The sequence below is a fragment of the Rhodovulum iodosum genome, assembly GCF_041020385.1.
Lineage (GTDB): Bacteria > Pseudomonadota > Alphaproteobacteria > Rhodobacterales > Rhodobacteraceae > Rhodovulum > Rhodovulum iodosum.
Map to the genome: position 1 here is coordinate 45,658 of NZ_JBEHHI010000002.1, position 24,021 is coordinate 69,678.

At 65.6% G+C, this 24,021-nt stretch carries 31 protein-coding genes and 2 tRNA genes; 20 read left to right on the forward strand and 13 right to left on the reverse strand.

Annotation, left to right across the window (positions count from 1 at the left end; translation table 11 throughout):
* The first annotated feature begins 12 nt into the window (after nucleotides 1-12).
* The 6 genes from Ga0609869_RS09280 to Ga0609869_RS09305 are packed head-to-tail and all read left to right on the forward strand — an operon-like array spanning nucleotide 13 to nucleotide 3,314.
* Nucleotides 13-600 carry a hypothetical protein gene (locus Ga0609869_RS09280; protein WP_125403156.1) on the forward strand — a complete coding sequence of 196 codons (588 nt, stop codon included), beginning with the start codon at nucleotides 13-15 and terminating at the stop codon, nucleotides 598-600.
* Nucleotides 590-979 (forward strand): hypothetical protein, encoded by a 390-nt coding sequence (locus Ga0609869_RS09285; protein ID WP_125403155.1) that lies wholly within the window; start codon nucleotides 590-592, stop codon nucleotides 977-979. Before Ga0609869_RS09280 ends, Ga0609869_RS09285 begins: the two co-directional genes overlap by 11 nt.
* Nucleotides 934-1,569 (forward strand): hypothetical protein, encoded by a 636-nt coding sequence (locus tag Ga0609869_RS09290; protein ID WP_369022850.1) that lies wholly within the window; start codon nucleotides 934-936, stop codon nucleotides 1,567-1,569. Before Ga0609869_RS09285 ends, Ga0609869_RS09290 begins: the two co-directional genes overlap by 46 nt.
* Nucleotides 1,566-1,820: a hypothetical protein gene (locus Ga0609869_RS09295; protein WP_125403153.1), complete on the forward strand. Its 255-nt coding sequence runs from the start codon at nucleotides 1,566-1,568 to the stop codon at nucleotides 1,818-1,820. The genes Ga0609869_RS09290 and Ga0609869_RS09295 overlap by 4 nt, the downstream gene beginning before the upstream one ends.
* A complete protein-coding gene (locus tag Ga0609869_RS09300; RefSeq protein ID WP_125403152.1) occupies nucleotides 1,810-2,592 on the forward strand; it encodes a terminase large subunit domain-containing protein in 783 nt (260 codons plus the stop codon). The genes Ga0609869_RS09295 and Ga0609869_RS09300 overlap by 11 nt, the downstream gene beginning before the upstream one ends.
* Nucleotides 2,577-3,314, forward strand: a complete 738-nt coding sequence (locus Ga0609869_RS09305) for a hypothetical protein (protein WP_125403151.1) — start codon at nucleotides 2,577-2,579, stop codon at nucleotides 3,312-3,314. Before Ga0609869_RS09300 ends, Ga0609869_RS09305 begins: the two co-directional genes overlap by 16 nt.
* A gap of 157 nt (nucleotides 3,315-3,471) precedes the next feature.
* Here Ga0609869_RS09305 and Ga0609869_RS09310 read toward each other — a convergent pair whose 3' ends face one another.
* Nucleotides 3,472-3,933: a hypothetical protein gene (locus Ga0609869_RS09310; RefSeq protein WP_125403150.1), complete on the reverse strand. Its 462-nt coding sequence runs from the start codon at nucleotides 3,931-3,933 to the stop codon at nucleotides 3,472-3,474.
* 109 nt (nucleotides 3,934-4,042) lie between these two features.
* On the opposite strand from Ga0609869_RS09310, the gene Ga0609869_RS09315 reads away from it, so the two are divergent.
* The 4 genes from Ga0609869_RS09315 to Ga0609869_RS09330 all read left to right on the forward strand — a co-directional run bounded on the left by Ga0609869_RS09315 (nucleotide 4,043) and on the right by Ga0609869_RS09330 (nucleotide 7,608).
* Complete coding sequence (locus Ga0609869_RS09315; RefSeq protein ID WP_125403149.1) at nucleotides 4,043-4,228, forward strand: hypothetical protein; 186 nt, start codon at nucleotides 4,043-4,045, stop codon at nucleotides 4,226-4,228.
* Nucleotides 4,225-4,575 carry a hypothetical protein gene (locus Ga0609869_RS09320; protein ID WP_125403148.1) on the forward strand — a complete coding sequence of 117 codons (351 nt, stop codon included), beginning with the start codon at nucleotides 4,225-4,227 and terminating at the stop codon, nucleotides 4,573-4,575. Before Ga0609869_RS09315 ends, Ga0609869_RS09320 begins: the two co-directional genes overlap by 4 nt.
* Before the next feature lie 614 nt (nucleotides 4,576-5,189).
* Nucleotides 5,190-6,527 carry an XRE family transcriptional regulator gene (locus Ga0609869_RS09325; RefSeq protein WP_125403147.1) on the forward strand — a complete coding sequence of 446 codons (1,338 nt, stop codon included), beginning with the start codon at nucleotides 5,190-5,192 and terminating at the stop codon, nucleotides 6,525-6,527.
* Nucleotides 6,493-7,608, forward strand: coding sequence for a beta family protein (locus tag Ga0609869_RS09330; RefSeq protein ID WP_125403146.1), 1,116 nt, complete (start codon nucleotides 6,493-6,495; stop codon nucleotides 7,606-7,608). Before Ga0609869_RS09325 ends, Ga0609869_RS09330 begins: the two co-directional genes overlap by 35 nt.
* A 177-nt stretch (nucleotides 7,609-7,785) precedes the next feature.
* Here Ga0609869_RS09330 and Ga0609869_RS09335 read toward each other — a convergent pair.
* A tRNA-Asn gene (locus tag Ga0609869_RS09335) sits at nucleotides 7,786-7,860 on the reverse strand.
* A gap of 70 nt (nucleotides 7,861-7,930) precedes the next feature.
* Nucleotides 7,931-8,833, reverse strand: coding sequence for an MBL fold metallo-hydrolase (locus Ga0609869_RS09340; protein WP_125403145.1), 903 nt, complete (start codon nucleotides 8,831-8,833; stop codon nucleotides 7,931-7,933).
* A 43-nt stretch (nucleotides 8,834-8,876) separates the two neighbouring features.
* Between Ga0609869_RS09340 and Ga0609869_RS09345 the strand changes: the two genes are divergently transcribed.
* Complete coding sequence (locus Ga0609869_RS09345) at nucleotides 8,877-10,193, forward strand: ATP-binding protein (RefSeq protein ID WP_125403144.1); 1,317 nt, start codon at nucleotides 8,877-8,879, stop codon at nucleotides 10,191-10,193.
* Between the two features lies 1 nt (nucleotide 10,194).
* Here the strand turns inward: Ga0609869_RS09345 and Ga0609869_RS09350 are convergent, their stop codons facing one another.
* Entirely contained in the window at nucleotides 10,195-10,761 is a 567-nt protein-coding gene (locus tag Ga0609869_RS09350) for a CAP domain-containing protein (RefSeq protein ID WP_369022851.1), read from the reverse strand.
* Nucleotides 10,762-10,871: 110 nt separating this feature from the next.
* Between Ga0609869_RS09350 and Ga0609869_RS09355 the strand changes: the two genes are divergently transcribed.
* Complete coding sequence (locus Ga0609869_RS09355) at nucleotides 10,872-11,249, forward strand: PAS domain-containing protein (protein ID WP_125406384.1); 378 nt, start codon at nucleotides 10,872-10,874, stop codon at nucleotides 11,247-11,249.
* Between the two features lie 16 nt (nucleotides 11,250-11,265).
* Here the strand turns inward: Ga0609869_RS09355 and Ga0609869_RS09360 are convergent, their stop codons facing one another.
* A complete protein-coding gene (locus Ga0609869_RS09360; protein WP_125406387.1) occupies nucleotides 11,266-11,901 on the reverse strand; it encodes an alternative oxidase in 636 nt (211 codons plus the stop codon).
* A 163-nt stretch (nucleotides 11,902-12,064) separates the two neighbouring features.
* Nucleotides 12,065-12,138, reverse strand: a tRNA-Ile gene (locus tag Ga0609869_RS09365).
* Between the two features lie 104 nt (nucleotides 12,139-12,242).
* Here Ga0609869_RS09365 and purM point away from each other — a divergent pair.
* On the forward strand, nucleotides 12,243-13,289 hold the full coding sequence (gene purM, locus Ga0609869_RS09370; protein ID WP_125406390.1) for a phosphoribosylformylglycinamidine cyclo-ligase: 1,047 nt from the start codon (nucleotides 12,243-12,245) through the stop codon (nucleotides 13,287-13,289).
* Nucleotides 13,286-13,888, forward strand: a complete 603-nt coding sequence (gene purN / locus Ga0609869_RS09375) for a phosphoribosylglycinamide formyltransferase (protein ID WP_125406393.1) — start codon at nucleotides 13,286-13,288, stop codon at nucleotides 13,886-13,888. Before purM ends, purN begins: the two co-directional genes overlap by 4 nt.
* On the opposite strand, the gene Ga0609869_RS09380 is transcribed toward purN, so the two are convergent.
* On the reverse strand, nucleotides 13,837-14,862 hold the full coding sequence (locus Ga0609869_RS09380; protein ID WP_170168830.1) for a Hint domain-containing protein: 1,026 nt from the start codon (nucleotides 14,860-14,862) through the stop codon (nucleotides 13,837-13,839). The two genes, purN and Ga0609869_RS09380, sit on opposite strands and share 52 nt — an antisense overlap.
* Before the next feature lie 168 nt (nucleotides 14,863-15,030).
* Here Ga0609869_RS09380 and rnd point away from each other — a divergent pair, with 168 nt between their 5' ends.
* Complete coding sequence (rnd, locus tag Ga0609869_RS09385; RefSeq protein WP_125406399.1) at nucleotides 15,031-16,185, forward strand: ribonuclease D; 1,155 nt, start codon at nucleotides 15,031-15,033, stop codon at nucleotides 16,183-16,185.
* A gap of 4 nt (nucleotides 16,186-16,189) precedes the next feature.
* On the opposite strand, the gene Ga0609869_RS09390 is transcribed toward rnd, so the two are convergent.
* Entirely contained in the window at nucleotides 16,190-16,675 is a 486-nt protein-coding gene (locus Ga0609869_RS09390; RefSeq protein WP_125406402.1) for a hypothetical protein, read from the reverse strand.
* Between the two features lie 128 nt (nucleotides 16,676-16,803).
* Between Ga0609869_RS09390 and Ga0609869_RS09395 the strand changes: the two genes are divergently transcribed.
* Complete coding sequence (locus tag Ga0609869_RS09395) at nucleotides 16,804-17,235, forward strand: SufE family protein (RefSeq protein WP_125406405.1); 432 nt, start codon at nucleotides 16,804-16,806, stop codon at nucleotides 17,233-17,235.
* 151 nt (nucleotides 17,236-17,386) lie between these two features.
* On the opposite strand, the gene Ga0609869_RS09400 is transcribed toward Ga0609869_RS09395, so the two are convergent.
* The 3 genes from Ga0609869_RS09400 to Ga0609869_RS09410 are packed head-to-tail and all read right to left on the reverse strand — an operon-like array spanning nucleotide 17,387 to nucleotide 18,927.
* On the reverse strand, nucleotides 17,387-18,025 hold the full coding sequence (locus tag Ga0609869_RS09400; protein ID WP_125406408.1) for a DUF1638 domain-containing protein: 639 nt from the start codon (nucleotides 18,023-18,025) through the stop codon (nucleotides 17,387-17,389).
* Nucleotides 18,022-18,183 (reverse strand): hypothetical protein, encoded by a 162-nt coding sequence (locus tag Ga0609869_RS09405; RefSeq protein ID WP_170168831.1) that lies wholly within the window; start codon nucleotides 18,181-18,183, stop codon nucleotides 18,022-18,024. Before Ga0609869_RS09405 ends, Ga0609869_RS09400 begins: the two co-directional genes overlap by 4 nt.
* Before the next feature lie 36 nt (nucleotides 18,184-18,219).
* Nucleotides 18,220-18,927, reverse strand: a complete 708-nt coding sequence (locus tag Ga0609869_RS09410; RefSeq protein ID WP_125406410.1) for a corrinoid protein — start codon at nucleotides 18,925-18,927, stop codon at nucleotides 18,220-18,222.
* Between the two features lie 280 nt (nucleotides 18,928-19,207).
* On the opposite strand from Ga0609869_RS09410, the gene Ga0609869_RS09415 reads away from it, so the two are divergent.
* Entirely contained in the window at nucleotides 19,208-20,278 is a 1,071-nt protein-coding gene (locus Ga0609869_RS09415; RefSeq protein ID WP_125406413.1) for a PA0069 family radical SAM protein, read from the forward strand.
* Between the two features lie 12 nt (nucleotides 20,279-20,290).
* On the opposite strand, the gene bmt is transcribed toward Ga0609869_RS09415, so the two are convergent.
* Both bmt and Ga0609869_RS09425 read right to left on the reverse strand, forming a co-directional pair.
* Nucleotides 20,291-21,304: a betaine--homocysteine S-methyltransferase gene (gene bmt, locus Ga0609869_RS09420; protein WP_125406416.1), complete on the reverse strand. Its 1,014-nt coding sequence runs from the start codon at nucleotides 21,302-21,304 to the stop codon at nucleotides 20,291-20,293.
* Between the two features lie 147 nt (nucleotides 21,305-21,451).
* Complete coding sequence (locus Ga0609869_RS09425) at nucleotides 21,452-21,766, reverse strand: DUF1476 domain-containing protein (RefSeq protein WP_125406419.1); 315 nt, start codon at nucleotides 21,764-21,766, stop codon at nucleotides 21,452-21,454.
* 182 nt (nucleotides 21,767-21,948) lie between these two features.
* On the opposite strand from Ga0609869_RS09425, the gene purC reads away from it, so the two are divergent.
* Genes purC through Ga0609869_RS09440 form a run of 3 tightly spaced genes read left to right on the forward strand, consistent with a single transcriptional unit; the run spans nucleotide 21,949 to nucleotide 24,014 of the window.
* A complete protein-coding gene (purC, locus tag Ga0609869_RS09430; RefSeq protein ID WP_125406422.1) occupies nucleotides 21,949-22,710 on the forward strand; it encodes a phosphoribosylaminoimidazolesuccinocarboxamide synthase in 762 nt (253 codons plus the stop codon).
* An 18-nt stretch (nucleotides 22,711-22,728) separates the two neighbouring features.
* On the forward strand, nucleotides 22,729-22,968 hold the full coding sequence (gene purS / locus Ga0609869_RS09435) for a phosphoribosylformylglycinamidine synthase subunit PurS (protein WP_125406425.1): 240 nt from the start codon (nucleotides 22,729-22,731) through the stop codon (nucleotides 22,966-22,968).
* Between the two features lie 2 nt (nucleotides 22,969-22,970).
* Nucleotides 22,971-24,014, forward strand: a complete 1,044-nt coding sequence (locus Ga0609869_RS09440) for an alcohol dehydrogenase catalytic domain-containing protein (RefSeq protein WP_125406428.1) — start codon at nucleotides 22,971-22,973, stop codon at nucleotides 24,012-24,014.
* Nucleotides 24,015-24,021 lie beyond the last annotated feature (7 nt).

Sequence of the window (24,021 nt, forward strand, 5' to 3'; positions counted from 1 at the left end):
AAGGATACCGCAATGGCCGACGATACATCCGCCGCACTCAAGGCCCTCATTCAGCAGGTTTCGGCACTGACCGAAACCGTGGGTGCGCAGCAGAAGAAGCTCGAAGGGCTGCACGACTTCAACGCCCGCGTCTTGGACGAGAAGAAAGACCTGCAACGCCGCCTCGAACAGCAGACCGAGACGGACAAACAACTGGCCGACATGGGCTATGAGCGCGCGTCTGACGGCAACTACTACCCCAAAGGCACCAAACCCGCCCACACCCTGACACGGGCCGAGGCGCGAGACCCTGCGAAGTATCACGCGGCCAAGGAAGCAGCGGCCAAGATCGGTGCAACGCTGGAAATTGTCGATCCCGACAAGACCGACGACACCCACCGTCGCGGTCGTGGGAATGTCGCCACGACAACGACCACGATCATCAAGGACGATGACCAAAAGGTCGCCTACATGCGCCGCGATGTGATGGGGGCGGACCCGCGTCAGTATCAGCGCCTGCGCGCCGAGGGCATGACCGTCAAATCCTGGGACCAGCCCGACGACCTTCCACAGCATATGCAGACGAAACTCGCGCTCATGGAGAAATCCCATGACGCCTGAGGATCGTGCAACCCTCGAATGGGCCTATCGTGTCGTCCTCGGGTTTTCCGCCGAAGACGAGGTGTTCGTGCTGCGCGACCTGACCGTGGTCACACAGCACGACCATGCTCAACTCGACCCGTCAAACAGCGCACAGGACGCGCTGATCGTCGCCGTGGCGCAGGTGATGAAGCTCCGTCTGGCTGGCGTTCAGGCTGGCAAGCTGCGCTGCGATCTCGTCGCGGCGGGCATGAGGGAAGAGGTTGCAAATCGCGTTCATGATCATTTGGTCGATGTCTCCGTTGGGGAATGGAACCGCCTGAATGAGCGGATCAATTGGTATCGCGACGATACGTGCTTGCCGATCACGGCCTCAACCAAAGCAGCGGGAGTATCCTGAAAATGGCCGGGAACAAAGGCAGCGGACGCCCAAGCACGATCAACACGCACCCCGAGAAGAAGACGATCATCAAGCAGATCGTCCTCGGGGAACACGGTCTGCCCGGTGGCATGTCGAAGGCTCAGGTCGCAAAACGTGTCGGGATGCACCCGGATTCTGTTTCGCGCTACCGCCAGCAGCATATCACCGAGGAGATGGAGCGTGCGATCTTGGCCGAGGCGCGCCTCGAACCAGTGGACGAGGCGACGCGCGTTCTCAACGACGAACGGATGGACGTTGCGCGGACCTATGAGAGCCTCGCGCGGCGCGTCGAAAAGCTGATCACCAAGGCCGAGGAAACCGAGGACGACGGGTTCGCTCTCGCCGCGATGGAAGGCCTACGCAAAGTGCTCCGCGACATTGCACAGATGCACGGGAAGATGGCGACCAACCTTTCGGTTTCAGTCACGCTCGCGGAGTCGCCCGAATGGGTGACGATGAAAAGCATCCTCCGCGCTGTCTGTGACGAGGTGCCCGAGGCGCAACCTGTCCTTCTCAAGCACATGCGCCACCACGTTCTATCCGTCACGAAAGAGGAGCAGGTGCTATGACCCACCGCGATTTCGAAGGCTTCGAAGAATACAGCCGCCGCGTTGCCGCCGCCACGGAAGCCGGATCGCCCGATTGGGCGCGCCTGCCGCAAAGCCGCGATGTGATGTTCGACGAGGGCGGCAAGCTCTACTTCACGGGCATCCCCTGCAAAAACGGCCATGTCTCGCCGCGCGACGGAAATCGGAACTGCACCCAGTGCAGCGTCGCCAACATGCGCGCCTACTACGAGCGACAGAAGAATGCCGTTTGACGCCCTTCATGACTGGTGCGTGGGCCTCGAACGTGACCTCGATCCCGTCGCGCGCCTGAGCCATTGGATCGGTCACGCGCCTGATCCTTGGCAGGTCGAGGCGTTCACCACGCAGGCGTCCGAGATTGCGCTGCGTGTGGGCCGTCAGGCGGGCAAAACGTCGGTGCTTGCCGCGCGTGCCGTCGAGGAACTGCACGTCCCCGACAGCCTGACCATCTGCGTTGCACCCGCCGAGCGGCAGGCGAAGATCATCGCCCGCGAGATCGGGCAGCAGCTCCGCCGCACCGACTTGGTCATCACGCGTTCGACCTTGACCGAACTCGAAATGTCGAACGGGGCGCGTGTCGTCGCGCTGCCGTCCACGTCAGACACCATTAGGGGCTACCCCAGCGTGAGCCTCGCCGTGATCGACGAGTGCGCCTTCCTCGCGGGCGAGAACGGCGGCGAAGACCTGATTGCTGGTGTCCTGCCGATGCTGACCAAAGACGGGCAGGTGTTTTTCAGCAGCACGCCCGCAGGCAAGAACAACTATTTCGCGCGGCTGTTCCTCGACGCGAAACCGGGCGACGGCATTCACCGCATTGTCGTGCGTGGCACGGACATTCCGAGGCTCGCTGAAAAGGTCGAACGAATGCGCCGCACGCTCTCCGCGACCAAATTCCGCCAAGAAATCGAAGTCGAAATGCTGGCCGATGGTCAGGCGTATTTCGACCTTTCCATCATCGAACAAGCGACAAGCACCACGGAGGTTGCGATATGTCCGAAACTCTGAACTACGAACCCGAATTGAACCTCGTCTATCTGCCTGACGGCGAGGTGGTGAACGAGACCAACCAAGACCCCGCTATCCCGCGCATCTCGGGCTACCAACGCTATTGGGTGGCCGCTGACCTCGGGCAGGCAAATGACTTCTCGGCGGTCGTCGTGATCAAGGATCAGGCGTTGCCCATCGTGGACGACGGCAAGATCATCGTCGGCCCGCGTGAGCGCACCGTGGTCTACGCCGACCGCTTCCGTGGCGTGTCATATGTCGATGTTGTGGATCACCTCGTGCGCCTGCGCAACGCGCCGCCGTTTGGCGGAAAGTCTGAACTCGCCATCGACGGCACGTCCATCGGGCGCGTGGTGTCGGACATGCTGTGGGACCAAGGCGTCGATCACAAGGCGGTGCAGATGACGGGCGGGCAGGATTGGTCGAAGAAGGGGTCGCGCTATGTCAATGCGGGCAAGACCTTCATGATCGAAAACCTCGCCGTGCTGTTTGCCTCGGGCGACCTCAAATTCGCGCCCGAATTGCCGCTGCGCGACGAGATCGAGGCCGACCTGGCTTCCTTCGCAACGACGACAACGGCGGCGGGCAACCAGATCATCAGCCAGAGTCGGAGTGTTGGGGGACACGGCGACTTGGGCATCGCACTGATCCTCGGCGGGTTTGCCTCGCAATACCTGCAAGCGGGCCTCGCTGTGCAGCAGACCCTTCGCGGGTGGTGGTGAACGCGTCTCTCGTTGCGCTCGCCAAATCCACTTGGGTCGATGTGCCTTGAGATCGACGAGAGACCGCGGATTTTCGCGGCTCTCTGCGGCAACTCGGTGTCGTGCGGTGTCAGCGTGGGGCAGCGCCGGAAACCGCGTTCTCTGACGCGCTGAACGTCTAAACGCCCCTTTCGGCCAACAGCCGTTCAAGCTCTGCTTCGGATGCCATTCGTTCCGCATGGCGCTTGCGGGCCTTTTCGTAGGCTTTGCGCGCGCCGTCAGGGGAATTGTTGAACATTCTGTTTTCGTCGAGGTATTCGCGGGCGGTGCGAGAAATGCTGATCTTCTTTCCGTCCGTAACGTCCTTCATCATCCGGTCGGTGAACCATTCGAAAACGTCGTCGAGGTCGTAGCTCCAACCGTCTTGCTGCTCGGCCTCTTTGTAGAACCCAAGGTCGTGAGCGAGTTTGGCTTGATCGCCGTTCTCCAAGTCGTAGTCGGCCACAGCGACGGCGGACCTCCGCACGTAGGCTTTCACCCAAGCTGGTAGGTCGACCCCCTCGATGTGAGCGGACAGAAGTTGCCAAGCCTTCTTGGCGTCGCCGGGTTCGAGGCGCGCGGCCTCTGCGAGTTCGTCCAAGTTGGAGTTTTCTCCCATGTCCGCTGCTCCAAAAATTCATGTCCGCGTGTGGGAAGCCATGGTGGCCCAAATAAGGGCGGATCTGTGGAAATCACGAAAGGAACCCACAATGAAAGACTACATCGACGGCGAAGCAATCGCCACGCTGAAAAAGATCGACAGGCTCGACAAGATCATAGAGGCGGAAGTTGTAACTTCTGCTGGAGTGTTTCGTCTCGAATTCGACGAGAAGCTGCAAGACACGCGTTGGACCATCGACGTTTCGCACCTCATTCGCGACGAGGATGCGGCATGAGTGGCTATTGCGAAGAACTGACCGCTGAATTCTCGTTCGCAATGCAAGAGGCGCAAACAAAGGGTGATCTCGCCGGGCGAAATTTGCTCGAAGCCGCCACGGACGTCATGCGCCAAAACCCGATTTTTCTGCACAAGCGAAAGGACGGTGGTCTCTACCAGCAGAGTCGGACTGATACGTGGGACTACGTCGGCTCGGCTGAGACGGTCATTGTAGGTGCGAGTACGAACTGGGTGGTGGTCATCACCGCAATTGGTGGCGGAAGATACACTGCTCGTGTGCTGCCAGCACAGCGACGTCGCTGTTGGTTGCAAAGCTTCCGTGAATTGGAAAAGCAAGCAGCGTAACAGGAATACGGGCGGCGGATTAGCGTCGCCCGTTTTCAGGCCTCGCGCCGATCTGGAGTTTTCCTTCGTGCGCACTGCTCCAGCCTTGCGGTTGAGACTGTGGCTTCGTGGTCCCGCCAAGACGGCAACTCTGAAACCGCAATACAAAGAAAGCAACCAAAATGAACATCTTGAATCCTGCGGAACTCGGTCGAAACGACCTTCTCCGTCTCGCAAACGCACTTGCGAAACACGGTGTCACTGAAATCGTTGTCCATCGTGGCGACGACGTGCAACACCTGCGCGCCGCGGATGCCAACAAATGGCAAACTACGCGGCTTGTCGGCTCAGAAGTTGAACGAAAACGAAGTGTGACGATTCCTCCGAACTATCACTGATCGAACGGGGCGACATAGCTGTCGTCCCATTCATTTGGGGGACGCGGGCGGCTATCGAGCCGCCCGTTTCATTTGTGCGCAGAGACCCCGAAAAATCGCGCGCTGATGGGCGTCTCCGTGTTTTGGGCACCTCCGCCCGCCAGCCCAAAACCCGCCTCAGAGGCTCGGCCCGCCGGCTTCGCAACTTTTTTGTTGTGTCCTGTTGACCCCAACAAAAATGTTGGGTATTTTGGGGGCATGGATACAGGCATCATTCTCAACGAAAAAGAACTGCGTGAAGCCCGGACCCGTGTTGCGGCGTTTGACGAGGCACTGGCTACGGAAAGATCGCTATCGCGGGTCGTTGAGGGCTTGCCACCGGAAGTTGTCAAACAAGTAGCGGCCACGATGCGCTCTGAGCGGGCTGATTTATCGGACGCTATTGAAGCCTATGAGGCAGCAAAGGAGACAGGGAAGCCCGCTCATTTGGAAACCCGAGCCGATAGGGACCCGGGCCTGATGCTCATCGTCGCTAGAATCGCTAAGGGATTTTCACAGCGCGATCTTGCTTGGCGGCTTGGTCTAAAGGAGCAGCAAGTCCAGAGGTATGAAGCCGACCGGTACAACAGCATTAGCATGAAAAACTATGCGCGCGTCGCAGCGCTTCTGGGGGTTCGGCTGAGCGCAGCAATTGAACCAGACCCGCAATTTCGGGGTTTGGATATGGTCATCGACAACGTGACCAAGTCGGACATCAAAAAGATATTGAAACATGGCCGAGATCACGGCTGGTTCGGGGCAGACATGACGGAGGATCAGCTGCGTCGTCTAATTGCCGAAAATCGCATCGACTTCGGCAGTCCGACGCTGCTGCGTACCGGACTCAACGTCAATGATCACAGCGAAGATATTCTACTGCACGCATGGCGCGCGCGGGTCGCGACGCGCGCTGCTGAGATCATTGCGAAAGGTGTGGCGAGATACAATCCGGCTGAGACCGGCTGGCTTGGGGAACTGTCTAAGCTTAGCATTCATGGCGACGGGCCAAAGCGCGCCCAACAATTGCTGCTCGATAATGGAGTTGTCCTCGTGGCCGAACGTCAAATCCAGGGCCTTGCCATCGACGGCGCTGCGTTCATTGTCAATTCGGTGCCGGTAATAGGATTGACACTGCGACGAGATGACATCGGCAACTTCTGGTTCAGCTTGCTGCACGAAGTCGGTCACGTTGTTTTGCATAGGTTGACTGGGTTACGGGGCGGTTTTTTCGATCAGTTCCGCGAAGGCGAGGCGGAACCAGAAGACCTTGACGATCAAGAGGCGCAGGCTGATGCTTTTGCCTCCAATATGTTAGTACCAGATGAGCTTTGGCGGCGCTCTCCTGCTCGCATCGCCAAGTCGCCTAAGGTAATCGAGAAGTTTGCCAAAGACATCGGAATTCATTCAGCCATTGTTTATGGTCGGATCAGAAAAGAGAGAAACGATTATTCGCTGTTCTCTCAAAAAATCGGGGGGAAAACCGTGAGGAAGCAATTGATCGAGCAACCCGATAAGGAGAAAAATGATGCTGCCATATCGTCCAGCACAGCGATTTAAACAAGGCGAATACTTGGCTTGCGCTAAAGTGCAGCCCGACATGCAAAAGTATTTGAGGCCGTTTTTTATCATTCCGCCGCCCAAGGAGCGTGACCCTGAGAAGGGCCGACCCCTGACACCGGATGAAATCGCCTATGTCTCTGGTGAGCGCATTGGCAAACATTGGCCGCTCTACCCAGCCTATCTTGATGCGCAGTATGTGCTGCCTGCTTTGGGTGATGGTGGCCTCGTCCGCCTGTTTCAAGTTGCGTGGGCGCGGAACAAAAACCTTATAGCGGTTGCGCCTGCCTGTGACATTCTCAATCCGATCTGGCGGCAATTGGTTCAACAACAGACGCCGAGACTGGCTATTCATCTGCCATTTGAGGACTTTGATCCAAAGGCGCTCGAAGAAGGTTTGAAGTCTTTGGGCGTCAGCGCCCAAGACTGCGAGATCTTTGTCGACTACACAGGCAGCGTGGATCTGGGCATGGAGTCCGCCGCTGAGGCGGTCGCTGGTGGCCTTGAGATGGTCGGTGCAGTAGCGCCTTGGGGCGGTGTCGTCTTCCAAGCCTCCAATTTCCCTACCACGAACCCTGCTGAGGAAAACGGCGATTATGAGGTCGCTCGGTATGAGTGGACGATATACAAGCGGCTACTCTCCGAATGCTCTATTCCGAATGATCGGTTGGGATTTAGCGACTTTGGCGCTGATTGCGGCAAGATCGCGTTTCCTAAGAAGGGTGGCGGCGGACGCCCGATTCCCCACGTTCGATACACCACTGCGCAGTCAACCGTTGTTATTCGTGGTGCCTCGACGGGCCAGCAATCGCCGAACATGACCAAGGTGCTGAACCGTCTAATTGATCGTCCCGACTTCGCAGGTCAGGCCTACTCGTATGCTGATCGCCGCATGTGGGAAGCTGCAAAAGGCATCATTTCACCCGGTAACCCTTCGATTTGGCGGGAGTGGAACATGGCCCATCATATGACCCGTGTGTTGCGCGATCTTGGAGCAATGGCCGGAGTAGAGTTTGAGGAGGGTCCTGTGACTGCGGTTGCGGAGCAGGCTTCTCTGTTTGAAAAAATCGACGAGTATTAATCCTAGCTTGCCTATGACTTGGCTTCGGTCTGGTTGTGATCCCGCAGGGCAAACGGATGTCCGTCTCGAAGTGATTAACAAACGTGCGAAATCGGCGCTCGTTGCAAAATCGTTGCAAAAAACGAAAAAGGCGATCCCAGAGGATCGCCATTTTTGCTTTACAACCAAGTGGTTGATTGGCTCCGGCGGTAGGATTCGAACCTACGACCAATTGATTAACAGTCAACTGCTCTACCACTGAGCTACGCCGGAACGTGACGCGCGATATAACAACTCGGCCGGGGTCCGTCCAGAGGGTTTTGCCGGAAATCGCCTGCGTGTCTCAGCGTAGCCGCCAGGCTGTGTCGATGGCCATCTCGCCCAGCGGTTCGGCCAGGTTTCTGTCTGTCAGATCAACGAGATGCGCAAGGACATTGCGGCTTGCTGCGGGCAAGAGCGCGGCCGGGGTGTCGGTGTAGAGGCGCCGCGCCAGCGCCTCGGGCCGGGCCGGGCCGTCGCTCAGCGCGGCCACGATCTGTGCCGCGCGGGCGCGGCGATGGGCGGCCAGTGCCGTGATGCGCGCCGCGCCGTCGGGCACCGCCGGCCCGTGGCCGGGGAAAAGCACGCCCGGCACGCGGGCGGACAGCCGGTCGAGCGAGGCCATGAACGCGCCGAGATCGCCGTCGGGGGGCGAGACCATGGAACTCGACCAGCCCATCACGTGGTCGCCGGTAAACAGCGCCGTGCCCCAGGCCAGGCACAGGTGGTTGCCCATATGCCCCGGCGTGTGCAGCGCGCTCAGCGACCAGCCGTCGCCGGCCAGCGTCTCGCCGTCGGCCAGACGCCGGTCGGGGGCAAACCCGGCATCCACACCTTCGCCGCCGCCGAGACCCGCCAGCGCGGCCAGGTCGGCGCGCCGCCCCGCGGCGCTGTCGCCGAAGGCCAGCACCGGCGCGCCGGTCTCGGCGGCCAGCGCGGGCGCCAGCGCCGAATGGTCCAGGTGGGAATGCGTGACGATGATATGGCTGACCGTCTCGCCGGGCCCCAGCGCGGCCAGGATCGCGCCCAGATGGTCCGGGATCGCCGGGCCCGGATCGATCACCGCGACGCGGCGCGCGCCCAGGATATAGGTGTTGGTGCCGCGAAAGGTCATGGGCGAGGGGTTGGGCGCCAGCACCCGCCTGAGCCCCGGTGCCAGCCGCTCGGGACGGCCCGGCACCGGGGCGAACGCGTCTGCCTTGTCCATATCCGCCCTTCCGTCGATCTGCCCGGCCCGCTAAGCCTGTAGCATGGCGAACGGCTGGATCAAACGCACCCTTCCGCGCGGGCTTTACGGCCGGGCGGCGCTGATCCTGCTGGTGCCCATCGTGACCTTGCAACTCGTGGTCTCGGTGGTGTTCATCCAGCGCCATTTCGAGGATGTCACGCGCCAGATGACGCGCAACCTGATGCAGGAGCTTGCCTATTTGGTGGGACGGGTCGACGACGCGCCCAGCCGCGCCGCGGCCCAGCGCCGGCTGGAGACGCTGACCGCGCCGCTGGCGCTGGAGGTCAGCCTGCCGGCGGCGGCGCCGGTCGTGCCGGGGCGGCTGTTCTACGACCTGTCGGGGCGCACGGTGCTGGCCACGCTGCGCGAAGGGCTGCCGGCGCTCTCCGCCGTCGACCTCACCGATACGCGCCGGGTGCGCCTGACGCTGGAGACGCGCCACGGGCCGATGGCTGTCGCGTTCGACCGGCGCCGGGTTTCGGCCTCGAACCCGCATCAGCTCTTGGTGCTGATGGTGGTCACCGGGATGCTGATGACGCTGATCGCCTATCTCTTCCTGCGCAACCAGCTCAAGCCGATCAAGCGGCTGGCCGACGCGGCCGACGCCTTCGGCAAGGGGCGCGCGGTGTTCTACAAGCCCTCGGGCGCGACCGAGGTCCGCGCGGCCGGGCGCGCCTTTCTTGACATGCGCGCGCGTATCGAACGGCAGATGGAACAGCGCACACTGATGTTGTCTGGCGTCAGTCACGACCTGCGCACGCCGCTGACGCGGCTCAAGCTGGGCCTGACGATGAGCGAGGAGACGGGCGAAACCGCCGCGATGCTGCGCGACGTGGCGGAGATGGAGCACATGATCGACGCCTTTCTCGATTTCGCCCGGTCCGAGACGCTGGACGACCCCGAGCCGGCCGACCCCGCAGCGCTGATCCGCCGGGTGGCCGACAAGGCGCGGCGCGGCGGCGGCGAGGTAGAACTGGCCGAGCCCCCCGACGTGGGGCTCGTGCCCCTGCGCCCGCAGGCGGTCGAGCGGGCGCTGGACAACCTCGTTGGCAACGCGCTGCGCTATGGACGGCGGGCGCGGCTGGCGCTTGAGGCGCGGCCGCGTAGCCTGCGGTTCGTCATCGAGGATGACGGCCCCGGCATTTCGCCCGAGGCCCGCGCCGAAGCGCTGAAACCCTTTATCCGGCTCGATGCCGCGCGTAACCAGGACAGGGGGACCGGCGTCGGGCTGGGGCTGGCGATCGCCGCCGACATCGCGCGCAGCCATGGCGGCGTGCTGCGGCTGTCCGACAGCGCCGATCTGGGCGGGCTGCGGGTGGAATTCGAGATCGCCCGATAACCTAAAGCGCGCGGCCCATCACCAGTACCCAGTGGGGCCGGTCGCCCGGCGGCGCTGCCAGGCCCAGGCCGAAACCGCGGGTCCGGGGGTTGAGGATGTTCGCGCGGTGCCCGGGCGAGCCCATCCAGTACGCCACCAGACGCTCGGGGCTGTCAAAGCCGCGGGCGGTGTTTTCGACCGCAAGGCGCAAGGGAAAGCCCGCGCGCTTGACCCGCACGCTCAGGTCCGACCCGTCCGAGCCGGTATGCGAATAGCTGCCCCGCGCGGCGTTGTCGCAGGCCTGGCCCTGCGCCGCGGCCCTCAGCCGCCGGTCGGGGGTCACGGCGGCCAGCCCCCGTGCCCGCCGTTCGCGGTTGACGGCGGACAGCACCTTGGCGCGGGCCGTGCGGATGCCGGCGGGCGCGGCGCAGCGCGCGCTGGCCGGGGGGCGGCCCAGGTCGCGCGGCGCGGCGCGGGCAGGGGCCTCCTGCACCGACGAGGTGCTGAGCGGGATCGGCACGACGACCGGAACGCAGGCCGCGAGGGCGATCGGCAGGGCGGCCAGACGGGCCGCAATCTTGAAGGGCAAGGGCGGTATCCTCTCTCAGTCGGCTCGTCGCGGCGGCGCACGGACGTTGCGCCGCCTGTCGCTAAAAGTGTAGCAGGGTTCAATCTGAACGAAAGACAGGACGGTGCGGCATGGCCCAAGACAAGCTCGGCACGCAGGATCTGCGTGCGTTTCTCGAAAGCGACGAAACCGAGGTCAGCGTGGTCTTTACCGACCCGTCGCTGCCCGACAACCCGATGATCTATGTCAGCGAGGAATTCGAGACGCAGACCGGGTATTCCGCCGAAGAGGCTGTGGGCCGCAACTGCCGCTTTTTGCAGGGGCCCGACACCGACCCGCATGCGGTCGAGGCGATCCGCCATGCGCTGAAGGCGCAGACCCGGTTCACGATCGACATCCTGAATTACCGCAAGGATGGCACACCCTTCATGAACCGGCTGCGCATCCGGCCGATTTTCGACGACCAGGGGCAGCTTCTGTTCTACGCGGGCGCCCAGAACCCCGTCTGAGACGCCCGGCGCGCTCTTAGCGCCCGGCCAGGGCGTCGGCGAAGCCGTGGTTCTTGTCACGATGCCCCGCCTCGTCGGCGCGCACCGCGACGATCACCTCGCGCAGCCGCGCATCGGCGGGCAGGCCCCAGTAGTCGATGGCAAGTTCGGGCGCGGGCACGTTCTCGGCCAGCCCCTTGTCGACCTGGGCCAGGTACTGGGTGTAGCTGATCACCGCCTCTTCCTCGAGATAGCCGACCACCCGGTGGGCGGTGCGCGGGGCGAAGAGGTAGAGGAAGAAATAGGCGTTGAAGAACAGCGCCTGCCCGACGAGGATGACGGCCCGTTCCAGCGCCGAGGGCTGGGCGATCTTGATGAAGGTCATCAGGTGCATCCGCTCGTTCTCGGCCTCGTCCAGAAGCTCGCGGATCCAGCCCTCATCGTCGCGGATGTGGCGGATCGCGCTGAGATGCTGCAGCAAGCCCCCGACCATGCCGGGCACCGCGGCGACGGTTTCCAGCACCACGGCGCGGTGGCCGTAGCGTTTCGCGAAGAACGCATCGGCGAACACGCGCATGGCTTTGACCAGCCGCAGCGCGATGCGGTCGTGGATGTCCGCCGGCGCCTTGTGGGTGTCGAGAGCGATTTCGGTCTCTTTGGATTTGTCGAACATTCTAGGCCTCCTGCCTCCGAAATTGTGCGCGGGGCGCGGCGGTCAATCCCTTGCGGCCAGGGTTCGGCGTGGATGCACGCCGATGTGATGGCGTGGTCCATCGTGCGCGAGCCGGGTTCGGGTGCCCTGTTGGCTGCCGGTGGCGCGGGGGCAGGGAAAACGGTAGGCCCGGAGGGACTCGAACCCCCAACCAAAGCGTTATGAGCGCTCTGCTCTAACCAATTGAGCTACAGGCCCGACCGTGCCCTTTTCCCTAGCAGACCGGCCCGTCTCGTCAAGCTGGACCGTGGACAGGGCCGTGCGCTTGGGCTAGTGCAGCGCAAAACCAGATGGGGGCGGCCATGACCGAGCGCAAGAACGGGCTGAGCTACGCGGATGCGGGGGTCGATATCGATGCCGGCAACGCGCTGGTCGAGCGGATCAAGCCGGCCGCGAAACGTACCGACCGGCCCGGGGTGATGGCGGGGCTGGGCGGTTTCGGCGCGCTCTTCGATCTCAAGGCGGCGGGGTACGCCGACCCGGTGCTGGTGGCCGCGACCGACGGGGTGGGCACCAAGCTGAAGATCGCCATCGACACCGGGCATCTTTCGGGCGTGGGCATCGACCTGGTGGCGATGTGCGTGAACGACCTGGTGTGCCAGGGGGCGGAGCCGCTGTTCTTTCTCGACTATTTCGCCACCGGAAAGCTGTCGGTCGACCATGCCGCCACGGTGGTCGAAGGCATCGCCGAGGGCTGCACGCGCGCGGGCTGCGCCCTGATCGGCGGCGAGACGGCCGAGATGCCGGGGATGTATGCACCCGGCGAGTTCGACCTCGCGGGATTTGCCGTCGGCGCGATGGAACGCGGCGCTGCGCTGCCCGCCGGCGTGGCCGATGGCGACATCCTGCTTGGGCTGGCCTCGGACGGGGTGCATTCCAACGGCTACTCGCTGGTGCGCCGGGCAGTGAGCGATGCGGGGCTGGCGTGGGACGCGCCCGCGCCCTTCGCGGACGGGGCCCTGGGGGCTGCGCTGCTGACGCCGACGCGACTTTACGTGCGCCCCGCGCTGGCGGCGATCCGGGCCGGCGGCGTGCATGCGCTGGCCCATATCACCGGCGGCGGGCTGAGCGAGAACCTGCCTCGGGTGCTGCCCGAGGGGCTGGGCGCCGAGATCGAGCTTGGGACATGGGACCTGCCGCGCGTCTTTGCATGGCTGGCCGACAGCGCGGGCGTGGCCGAGGCGGAGATGCTCAAGACCTTCAATTCGGGCATCGGCATGGTGCTGGCCGTCGCCCCCGACCGTGCCGACGCGCTGGCCGAGCTGCTGGCGCAGTCGGGCGAGACCGTCTTTGCCATCGGCCGGGTCGCGCCGGGGCAGGGGGTGCGTTACTCGGGCCGGCTTTTGTGAAACGGGTCGCGATTCTCATCTCCGGCGGCGGGTCCAACATGGTGGCGCTGGCGGAGTCGATGGTCGGCGACCATCCGGCGCGCCCTGTTCTGGTGCTGTCGAACGACCCCGGCGCGGGCGGGCTGGAAAAGGCGCGCGCGCGCGGCATCCCCACGGCGGCGGTCGACCACCGGCCCTTTGGCAAGGATCGTGCCGCCTTCGAGGCGGCGCTGCAGGCGGAGCTCGCCAAGGCGGCGCCCGACATCCTGTGCCTGGCGGGGTTCATGCGTATCCTGACGCCGGGCTTCGTGGCGCACTGGGAGGGGCGCATGCTGAACATCCACCCCTCGCTTTTGCCGAAATATCGCGGGCTCAACACCCATGCCCGCGCCATCGAGGCCGGCGACGCGCAAGCCGGCTGTTCTGTGCACGAGGTGACGGCGGAACTGGACGGCGGGCCGGTGCTGGGCCAGGCGCGGGTGCCCATCCTGCCCGGCGACACCGCCGAGACGCTGGCCGCCCGCGTGCTGGAGATGGAGCACAGGCTCTACCCGGCGGTGCTGCGCCGTTACGCGGCCGATGACAAAACGCCCGTGGTGCTGGACGGCGCCAATAGCTGACCCTCCCAGCCGCGCAGGCAGGTGCGTGCGGTGGGGCCGGGGCCCGCGGCGACATCGGCAAGCTCTGGAAACAGCGCCATCAACTCTTCCCGCGCGGCGCGGTCCACACCGCTCAGCGTCATCGCGCCCAGATACAGGCTCTCTGTCGGGATGCCTTCGGCATAGACGATCTCGTGCCGGTCGAAGGCGAAATGCAGATAGGTGACCTCGGGCATCTCGGCGGGCCGGATCGTGGTGCCGTTGATCAGGTGCTTGGCCGCGACCAGCACCTGCGCCTGTCCGAAGAACATCTCGGCGCGCCAGTCGTCGACCAGCAGCCGGTGCTGGGGCGAGACGGTGAGCGTGCGGTGGTTGCCCAGCGCACCGGCCGCGATGCGGATCGGCGCGAACGTGCCGCGGCCCGCGATCCTGCGCCGCCCGATCCAGCGGATCGGCTGCGGCCCGTGATCGGCGGTCATCACCAGATCGCCCTCGCGCAGGCATTCCACCGGCAGCGGGCCGGCCGCGGTCTCGATCAGCGTGCCGAGGCAGAAACAGGGCACGCCCGGCGGCGTCGGCGGCAGGGATGTGAACTCGAACACCTCGCTCAGCGGATCGACATTGCCGGGCCCGTATTTCAAAGTGCTCTCGTTGATGCCGTCGAGGTCGATCACCAGGCCGCCGCCGGTGCCGTCCGTCAGCACCTGGTGTTCGTTCGATGAGGCGCGGCCGTTGAAGGAGGTATCGTCCGCGTCGAGCACCGAGAACACTTCGTCGTTGGCGGGGTAGGAGTAGATCGTGACCTTGTGGCCCGCGTTGAAATAGCTGTCGCCCGGATCGACATCCTCGACGACGATGCGGAACACATCGTTCGAGGTCCCCAACGCCAGGGCGTTGTAAAGAAAGAGTTTGGTGCCGTTGCTCTGCCCGCTGACGGAATACGACGAGAACGTTCCGATCTGGTCGCCCGTGACGAAAAGCTCGATCGTTGCCAAGCCGCTGCCCCTTGCATTCCATCCCCCCAGGATTTCATGCAATGGGCGCAAGTTAGCCACATTCGGGGCCGCCAGCAATGCCGGGTATTGCGCACTTTCCAAGCCCGCGGCATTTCAGTATCACCGACGGACATGTGCGGCGCGGGCCGGGAAATCATACGGGCAGATATGAAGACACTGACCACCACCGACGAACTCGCCGCTTTCTGCAAGGCGGCCGCGGCAGCCCCATACGTCACCATCGATACCGAATTTCTGCGCGAGCGCACCTATTACGCCAAGCTTTGCCTGGTCCAGCTTGCGCTGCCCGGCGACGACGGCGAGGCGGTGCTGGTCGATCCGCTGGTCGGCGACATGTCCATGGAGCCGCTGTTCGAGCTTTTTCGAAACGAGAACGTGGTCAAGGTATTCCACGCCGCGCGGCAGGACCTGGAAATCTTCTTCACCGAGGGAGAGGTCTTTCCAGAGCCGCTCTTCGACACCCAGGTGGCGGCGATGGTCTGCGGCTTCGGCGAGCAGGTGGGCTATGAGACGCTGGTCAGGAAGATCGCCAAGGCGAACCTCGACAAAACCTCGCGCTTTACCGACTGGTCGCGCCGGCCGCTGACCGAGGCGCAGAAAACCTACGCGCTGGCCGATGTCACCCATCTGCGGGTGATCTACGAATACCTCGCGGCCGAGCTCGACAAGACCGGGCGGGCCAAGTGGCTGCACGAGGAACTGCGTGTGCTGACCGCCCCGGAGACCTACGTGGTCAAGCCCTCCGAGGCATGGAAGCGGATCAAGACGCGCACCCATTCGGGCAAGTTCCTGGCGCTGGTGCGCGAGCTGGCGCGCTTCCGCGAAGGCTATGCCCAGGCGCGCAACATCCCGCGCAACCGGGTTTTCAAGGACGATGCGCTGCTCGAACTCGCCTCGACCAAGCCGCGCTCGACCGAAGATCTGGGCCGCTCGCGGCTGCTGCTGCGCGAGGCGCGCAGGGGCGAGATTGCCGAGGGCATCATCGAGGCGGTCGGCGTGGCACTGGACATGCCGCCCGAGGAGTACCCGAAGATCGACAAGGCCAAGGACAAGCTGCAGGTCAACCCCGCGCTGGCCGACCTGTTGCGGGTGCTGCTGAAGGCCAAGGCCGAAAGCGCGGGCGTGGCGCAAAAACTGATCGCCACCGCCGCCGACCTCGACGCGATCGCCTCTGGAGAGCGCGACGCGATGGCGCTGAAGGGCTGGCGGCGCGAGGTGTTCGGCGAGGATGCGCTGCGGCTCTGCAACGGCGAGATCGCGCTCGCCGCCAGGGGCAGTGCGGTCGAGGTGATCGCGCTGTGATCCGCTAGCGGCTGCTGGTGCGCCGGTTGCCGGCGCCGATCACCACGATGCGCCGGACCCCCGCGAGCGTCTGGTCCGACACGAAACGCCCCGCCGTGATCTCGCGCGAAGGCGCGGTGCCGGCCCGGGTCGGGGCCGGCGGCTGGGCGGCGCGGAACTCGTAGGCCAGCGTGCCGTTCTCGGGCCGCTCGTCATTGACCGGCACCAGATCGGCCTCCCAGTAGCCCTGGCGCGGCGGGCGTCCGGTGGCGTGAACGATCGCGCCCCCCGGCATCCGCTCCACGCGCATCTGCACGACCTCGGCCACCAGCGGGCGCGGGTCGGCCGCGGCGCGCGCAGGGGCGCCGCCGTCTTCGGTGGCGGTGATCGCCACGCTCTCTTCGGTCGAGCCGCCGAACCAGTTGAACGGGTTGAGCCGGCTGTCGCGGACCCGCCCGCAGGCGCTGAGCGCAAGGGCGAGCGCAAGAGCGGCAATAAGCGGTTTTTTCATGCGGACCCCCGGGTTGACGCGCAAAGTGTTAGCCCGAAGCGGGCCGCTTGAAAACCCGTGACGCAGCATCGGCTGGACCTTTCGCGGCCGGGGCGCTAGGTCACGTCCAGGAGAAGACGGAGGCGGTATTGGCGAGCGCGGCATTTGAAGAGATCGTGGAGACCTTCGAGTTTCTGGACGACTGGGAAGATCGCTACCGCCACGTGATCGAGCTGGGCAAGGCGATGAAGCCCCTGGAAGACGCCTTCAAGGTGCCGGCGACCAAGGTCGACGGCTGCGCCAGCCAAGTCTGGCTGATGCCCCAGATCGAGGGCAAGGGGCCGTCGGCCACCTTTCGCTTTCACGGCGACAGCGACGCGATGATCGTGCGCGGACTGATCGCCGTGCTGTCGGCGCTATACAATGACGAGCGGGTGTCCGACGTGCTGACCACCGATGCAGGCGCCGAGCTGGCGCGCCTCGGGCTCGACGACCATCTGTCGGCGCAGCGCTCCAACGGGCTGCGGGCCATGGTCGAGCGGATCCGCGAACTGGCCGCGGGTGCCGCGGCGGGGCTGTGAGCGGCCGGACCTTTCGGGCCGGTCGTGGCGCGGCCAGACCCCGTGACCGGCGCGCGGCCCGTGGCACCGGATGCGTCTTTGGGTATTTTTGCCAAGAAGAAGCCAGGGCGCGGGACGCGGCCGGAGACCGGCAGGGCATTGCCGAGGCCGGTCAGCCCAGGCGCGCCAGCGCGGTTTCGAGATCGCCGTAACCGGTGAACCGGCGCTCGTAGTCCAGCCCCAGCCGCGCGGCGCAGTCGCGCGCCTTGGCCTCGAGCGCGGGATCGTCGGTCTGCGCGAGGTAGACCAGTTTCTCGTAATTGCCGAAATAGGTCTTGGCCAGCTCGGGGTAGCGGTCGAGCCCGAGCGGGCGCCAGACGAAGGCGTCGAACTGGCGGGCGAGGAAATCGGTCAGGTAGAAGGCCGCGATCTCGTCATCGGCGCGGGCGGTGAAGCGGTCGAGCCCGTCGAAGAAGGCGTAGCAATGGGGCCCGGCGATCATCGCCACGCCCAGCTCGGCGCAGGTGGCGGCGAGCCCGCCGCCGGTGCCGCAATCGGCGTAGGCCACGAAGATCGCATCGTAGGCGTCGCGGTGGCGCGCGACCGCCGCGCGCACGCCCGGCGCGATGCGCTCGGGGTGGTTGTGCCAGATCGCCGGCAGGCAGGCGAGGTCGAGGTGATCCCAGCCATTGGCGCGCTTGAGCGCGGTGATCTCGTGCGCCAGCGCGCCGCAGGCGATGACCAGGATGCGCCCGCGCCCGCGCGGGGGCAGTCCGGTTTCGGTGAGCGTCCGGTCGTCGGGGGAGGTCATCGCCGCGATGACCAAAGGCGCACCGCCAGCGCCGCGGCCAGCACGACCGGCACCGCCACCGCCAGCGCGCCGCCGGGCAGGGCCGCGAGCACCCAGACCGTCGCCGCCGCGGCGGCGATGACCGTGGCGAGGATCAGGGCGAGGATGCGGATGGGCATGGCGGCCTTCCTTTGGGGGCGCGGCGGGGCGGCGGCCTAGCCCGCCGCCATCTGGTTGTGCTTGCGTGCAACGAACGCCTTTGCCGTCTCGACCGCCACGGCGGCATCGCGGCAATAGGCGTCGGCGCCGATGGCGCGGCCGAATTCCTCGTTCAGGGGCGCGCCGCCCACCAGTACGATATAGTCGCCGCGGATGCCGCGTTCGGCCATCGTGTCGATCACGACCTTCATGTAGGGCATGGTCGTGGTCAACAGCGCCGACATGCCGAGGATGTCGGGCTGTTCGGTTTCCAGCGCGCCGAGATATTGGTCGACATCGGTGTTGATGCCGAGATCGACCACGTCGAAGCCCGCGCCCTCCATCATCATCGAGACGAGGTTCTTGCCGATGTCGTGGATGTCGCCCTTGACGGTGCCGATCACCATCTTGCCCATCTTGGGTGCGCCGGTTTCGGCCAGGAGCGGTTTGAGAATCGCCATGCCGGCCTTCATTGCGTTGGCAGCCTGCAGCACTTCGGGCACGAAGAGGATGCCGTCGCGGAAGTCGTTGCCGACCACCGTCATGCCCGAGACCAGCGCCTCGGTCAGGATCCGGTAGGGCGCCCAGCCGCGTTCCAGCAGGATGTTGACGCCCTCGGCGACCTCGTCCTTCAGCCCGTCATAGAGATCGTCGCCCATCTGGGGCACAAGCTCGTCGTCGGGCAATTCCGACAGGATGATGTCGTCTTCTTCTTCGTCGGCCATCGGCGGTGTCTCCGGTTCCCCGGCCGGTCCCGGCGTTTCGGGCGGCCTTGCAGCGATCTACGGCCATTTCGGGCGGCCCCACTTGGCCTCTTGCGACATGGACCGTGCGTCGCGCGACGTTTTAGCCGGGAATGGCGGCGGATGGTAATGAAGAATCCGCTGTTAGTTTATGCGCCGGCTTCAAGTCGGCCGCGGGGGGCGCCGCGAAAACGGGGCTGTCCGGGCGGTGCGCGGGCTGGCGGACCTTGCCAATGTTCGCGGAATGTTCCAGTCTCGGGCGATGGATCGACCGTTTGTGCGCACCCCCGGCCGCGGGGCCGGAGGCAACCCCGCGAACCGCTATGACCGGCTTTCGACCGAGGCGGCCTGGGACGGCTGGGCGCCCGAGGAGGACCTGCCGCCACTGCGCACCGAGGTGTCGCTGGAACGGCCGCGCCGGGTGATCACCCGAAACAGCTCTCCCGACGTGCCCTTCGACCGGTCGATCAACCCCTACCGCGGCTGTGAACATGGCTGCGTCTATTGCTTTGCCCGGCCCAGCCATGCCTGGCTGGGGCTGTCGCCGGGGCTGGATTTCGAAACGCGGCTGGTGGCGCGGCCCGAGGCGCCGCAGCGGCTGGCGCGCGAACTGGCGCGGCCCGCCTACCGGCCGGCGCCGATTGCCATCGGCACCAATACCGACCCGTATCAGCCCATCGAGCGCGAACACCGCATCATGCGCGGGCTGCTGGAGGTGCTGCTGGACCATCGCCACCCGGTGGCGATCGTCACCAAGGGCACGCTGATCGAGCGCGATCTGGACCTGCTGGCCGAGATGGCGCGGCGGCGGCTGGTGCGCGTGGGGGTCTCGCTGACCACGCTCGACCGCGATCTTGCCCGCCGGATGGAGCCCCGCGTGCCGCCCCCCGCCCGGCGGCTGCAGACCGTCGCGCGGCTGGCCGCGGCGGGGGTCGAGGTGCGGGCGATGGTGTCACCCGTCGTGCCGGGGCTGACCGACCACGAGATCGAGGCGATCCTGGCCCGCGCCAAGGATGCCGGCGCGGCGGCGGCAAGCTGGATCATGCTGCGCCTGCCGCTGGAGGTCGCGCCGCTGTTCCGCGATTGGCTGGAGACGCATTACCCCGACCGCGCCGCGCGGGTGATGGCGCGGCTGCGCGAGATGCATGGCGGGCGCGACTACGACCCGGCCTGGGGCCGGCGGATGCGCGGGCAGGGGCCCTATGCGCAGATGATCGGCCAGCGGTTCCGCGTGGCTGCGGCCCGGCTGGGGCTCGACGCGGATCTGCCCCCGCTCGATTGCAGCCGTTTCAGGGTGCCGCCGCGCGCCGGGGACCAGTTGAGCCTGTTCTGAGGCGCCCGGCGTTCAGCTCCGCCGGCGGCGGCGCGGGCGGGGCGGGGGCGCCGCGTTCTCGCCGGTGCCGTCGGAGGCCGAGGAAAACCCGCCCAGCTTTTCGGCGATCGCTTCCAGGCTGGGGCGCGGGCCGGGCGCGCGGGTTTCCAGCGCCTCGCGCATGGCCTTCAGATGCTCCGGCGTGGTGCCGCAGCAGCCGCCGATGATGCGCGCGCCGCAATCGCGGGCGAGCACGGCGTAATCGGCCATCAGCGCGGGCGTGCCGTCGTAATGAATGTGCCCATCGACATATTTCGGGATGCCGGCATTGCCCTTGGCGATGATCGGCCGCTCGGTGCCCGCGGCGGCAAAGCCCATCACCGTGCGCAAGAGGTCCGACGCGCCGACGCCGCAATTGGCGCCGAAGGCGAGCGGCTGGTAGGGCAGCTTGTCGACCAGTTCGGCCAGGGCGGTCGCGGTGACGCCCATCATCGTGCGGCCCGCGGTGTCAAAACTCATCGTGCCGCACCAGGGCATACCCGCCATCTTGCAGGCTTCGGCGGCGGCCTTGAACTCGTCGGGCGCGCTGATCGTCTCGACCCACAGCACGTCGGCGCCGCCGGCCTTCAGCCCCTCGGCCTGCTCGTGGAAGATCTCGACCGCCGAGGCGTAAGAGAGCGCGCCCATCGGCTCCATGATCTCGCCGGTCGGGCCGACCGAGCCCGCAACCACCACCGTGCGTCCCGCGGCGTCGGCCACCTCGCGGCCCAGCTCGGCGGCGATGCGGTTCAGCTCGGCCACGCGGTTTTGCGCGTCGTGCAGTTTCAGCCGGGCGGCGTTGCCGCCGAACGAGTTGGTGAGGAAGATGTCCGACCCCGCCTCGACCGCGCCGCGGTAGAGCGCGCGGATGTTGTCGGGCTGGTCGACGTTCCACAGCTCCGGCGCCTCGCCCGAGGACAGCCCCATGTTGAACAGGTTGGTCCCCGTGGCGCCATCGGCCATCAGCCAGTCGTTGGTGTCGAGCAGGCGGGAAAGCGCGTCGGTCATCTTCGGTCCTTTCGGAATCACGCGGGCGGCCCCATGGGCCGCCTCTGGCGCGGCGGGTGCCACGTCGGCACGCTGCCGCGCAAATGCGGTCTGGTCATGACGAGTTGGGCGGCGCGCACGAGGCGCGCGCGCGCGCCTGCGTCAGACTCAGACCTCGTCCATCAGCTGGGCCTTGGCGTCGGCCAGCAACTCGAGCATCTTGGTGCGGATCGTGACCTCGTCGGCCTTGTTTCCCAGATCGCCTGCCACCTTGCGGTAGACGTCCTCATCGCCGGCCTCTTCGAAATCGGCCTTGACGACTTCCTTGGCGTATTCCAGCGAGGCCTCCTCGCTCAGGCCCATCAGGCCCGCGGCCCACAGGCCCAACAGCTTGTTGCGGCGGGCCATCGCCTTGAACTGCATTTCCTGGTCGTGCGCGAACTTGTTCTCGAATGCGTTCTCGCGGTCGTCGAATGTGGTCATAGACCTCGCTCCTCCAGATTCTGAACAGAAGATGTATTAGATCGCACGCGCGATGCCTAGAGGCAGCGGACCGCATTCCGCCTTTCCCAAGCGCGCCTTGCGGTAGCGGGCGCCTTGCACTAAGACAGCCGCACCGCGCGTGCAGGCTCTGGCTGCGCGCCCTTCGCCTATTTGGAGTTCCCATGGCACGGCGCAAGAAGATTTACGAAGGCAAGGCAAAGATCCTCTACGAAGGCCCCGAGCCGGGGACCCTGGTGCAGTATTTCAAGGACGACGCCACCGCCTTCAACGCCGAAAAGCGTGCGACGGTCGATGGCAAGGGCGTGCTGAACAACCGGTTGAGCGAGTTCTTCATGACCGGCCTCAACACGATCGGCGTGCCGACCCATTTCATCAAGCGTATCAACATGCGCGAGCAGTTGATCCGCTCTGTCGAGATCATCCCGCTGGAGGTGATCGTGCGCAACGTGGCCGCGGGCTCTATGGCCAAGCGGCTGGGGCTGGAAGAGGGCGCACCGCTGCCCCGGCCCATCGTCGAATTTTCCTACAAGGAAGACAGCCTGGGCGATCCGCTGGTGCCCGAGGAATACATCATCGCCTTCGGCTGGGCCTCGCAGCAGGACCTCGACGACATGGTGGCGCTGGCGCTGAGGGTGAACGATTTCCTGTCGGGGGTCATGTACGGTGTCGGCATCAAGCTGGTGGATTTCAAGATCGAGATCGGCCGTATCTACGATGGCGATTTCATGCGCCTCGTGGTGGCCGACGAGATCAGCCCCGACAGCTGCCGGCTGTGGGACATCAAGACCGGCCAGAAGCTCGACAAGGACGTGTTCCGCCGCGACCTCGGCAACCTCACCGATGCCTATACAGAGGTGGCCCGGCGGCTGGGCGTGTTGCCCACCAACGTCACCCACACGACGAAACCCACGCTGATCAACTGAAAGAAGGACGTCCCGCCGATGAAAGCCCGCGTTCATGTGATGTTGAAGGACGGCGTGCTCGACCCCCAGGGCGAGGCGGTGCGCCACGCGCTGGGCGCGCTGGGCTTTGACGGGGTCGGGGGCGTGCGCCAGGGCAAGGTGATCGACCTGGAGATCGCCGCGACCGATGCCGCCGCTGCCGAGGCCGAGGTGCGCGCGATGTGCGAGAAGCTGCTCGCGAACACGGTCATCGAGCGTTACGACATCGAGATCGGCTGAGAATGCGCGCCGCGCTGCTCACCGGCTGGCGCCAGCCGCTGGAGGTGACCGGGGTCGCCGACCCCGACTGCCCCGCGGGCGGCGTGGTGCTGAAGGTGCTGGCCTGCGGCATCTGCCGGTCCGACTGGCACAGCTGGACGGGCGCCGACCCCGATGTGGCGCTGCCCCACATCCCCGGCCATGAATATTGCGGCGTGGTCGAGGCCGTGGGGCCGGGCGTGACCCGCTGGCATCTGGGCGACCGGGTGATCGCGCCCTTCATCCTGGCCTGCGGCCATTGCCCCGACTGCGCCGCGGGCAACCAGACGATCTGCGCCAACCAGGTGCTGCCGGGCTTTACCCAGGCCGGGGCGTTCGCCGAATACGTGGCCGTGCCCTTTGCCGACACCAATCTCACGCCGCTGCCCGACAGCATGGCCCCCGACCTTGCCGCCGCCTTGGGCTGCCGGGTGACCACCGCCTGGCAGGCGCTGACGGGGCGCGCGGCGCTGCGTCCCGGCGAATGGCTGGCGGTGTTCGGCGGCGGTGGGGTGGGCGTTTCGGCGCTGCTGCTGGGCCGGGCGTTGGGCGCGCGGGTCGTGGTGGTCGACGTGGTGCCGGAAAAGCTGGATCACGCCAAAAGCCTGGGCGCCGATGCGGTGGTCGATGCCCGCGCGGGCGACGCGGCCTTGGCGGTGCGCGAGATCACCGGCGGCGGCGCCGATGTCGCCATCGAGGCGCTGGGCATCCCCGATACGACCGTCGGCGCGCTGAAATCGCTGCGCAAGCTGGGCCGGATGGTGCAGATCGGCATGCCGGCCGGCGACCACAGCACGATGGAAATTCCGATGGATGCCGTCTATTCGGGCCAGCTTGCCGTTTTCGGCACCCGCGGCATGGCCGCCTGGCGCTACCCGAGCCTTCTGTCGCTGATCGATGGCGGCCATGTCGACCTGACCCCGCTGATCGCCCGGCGCGTGGCCCTGTCGGATGCCTCGGCCGAACTGGCCGCCTTTGATGCGCCGGCCCCGCCCGGCGTCGCCGTCATCACCGATTTCGCCGCCTGATCAGGGA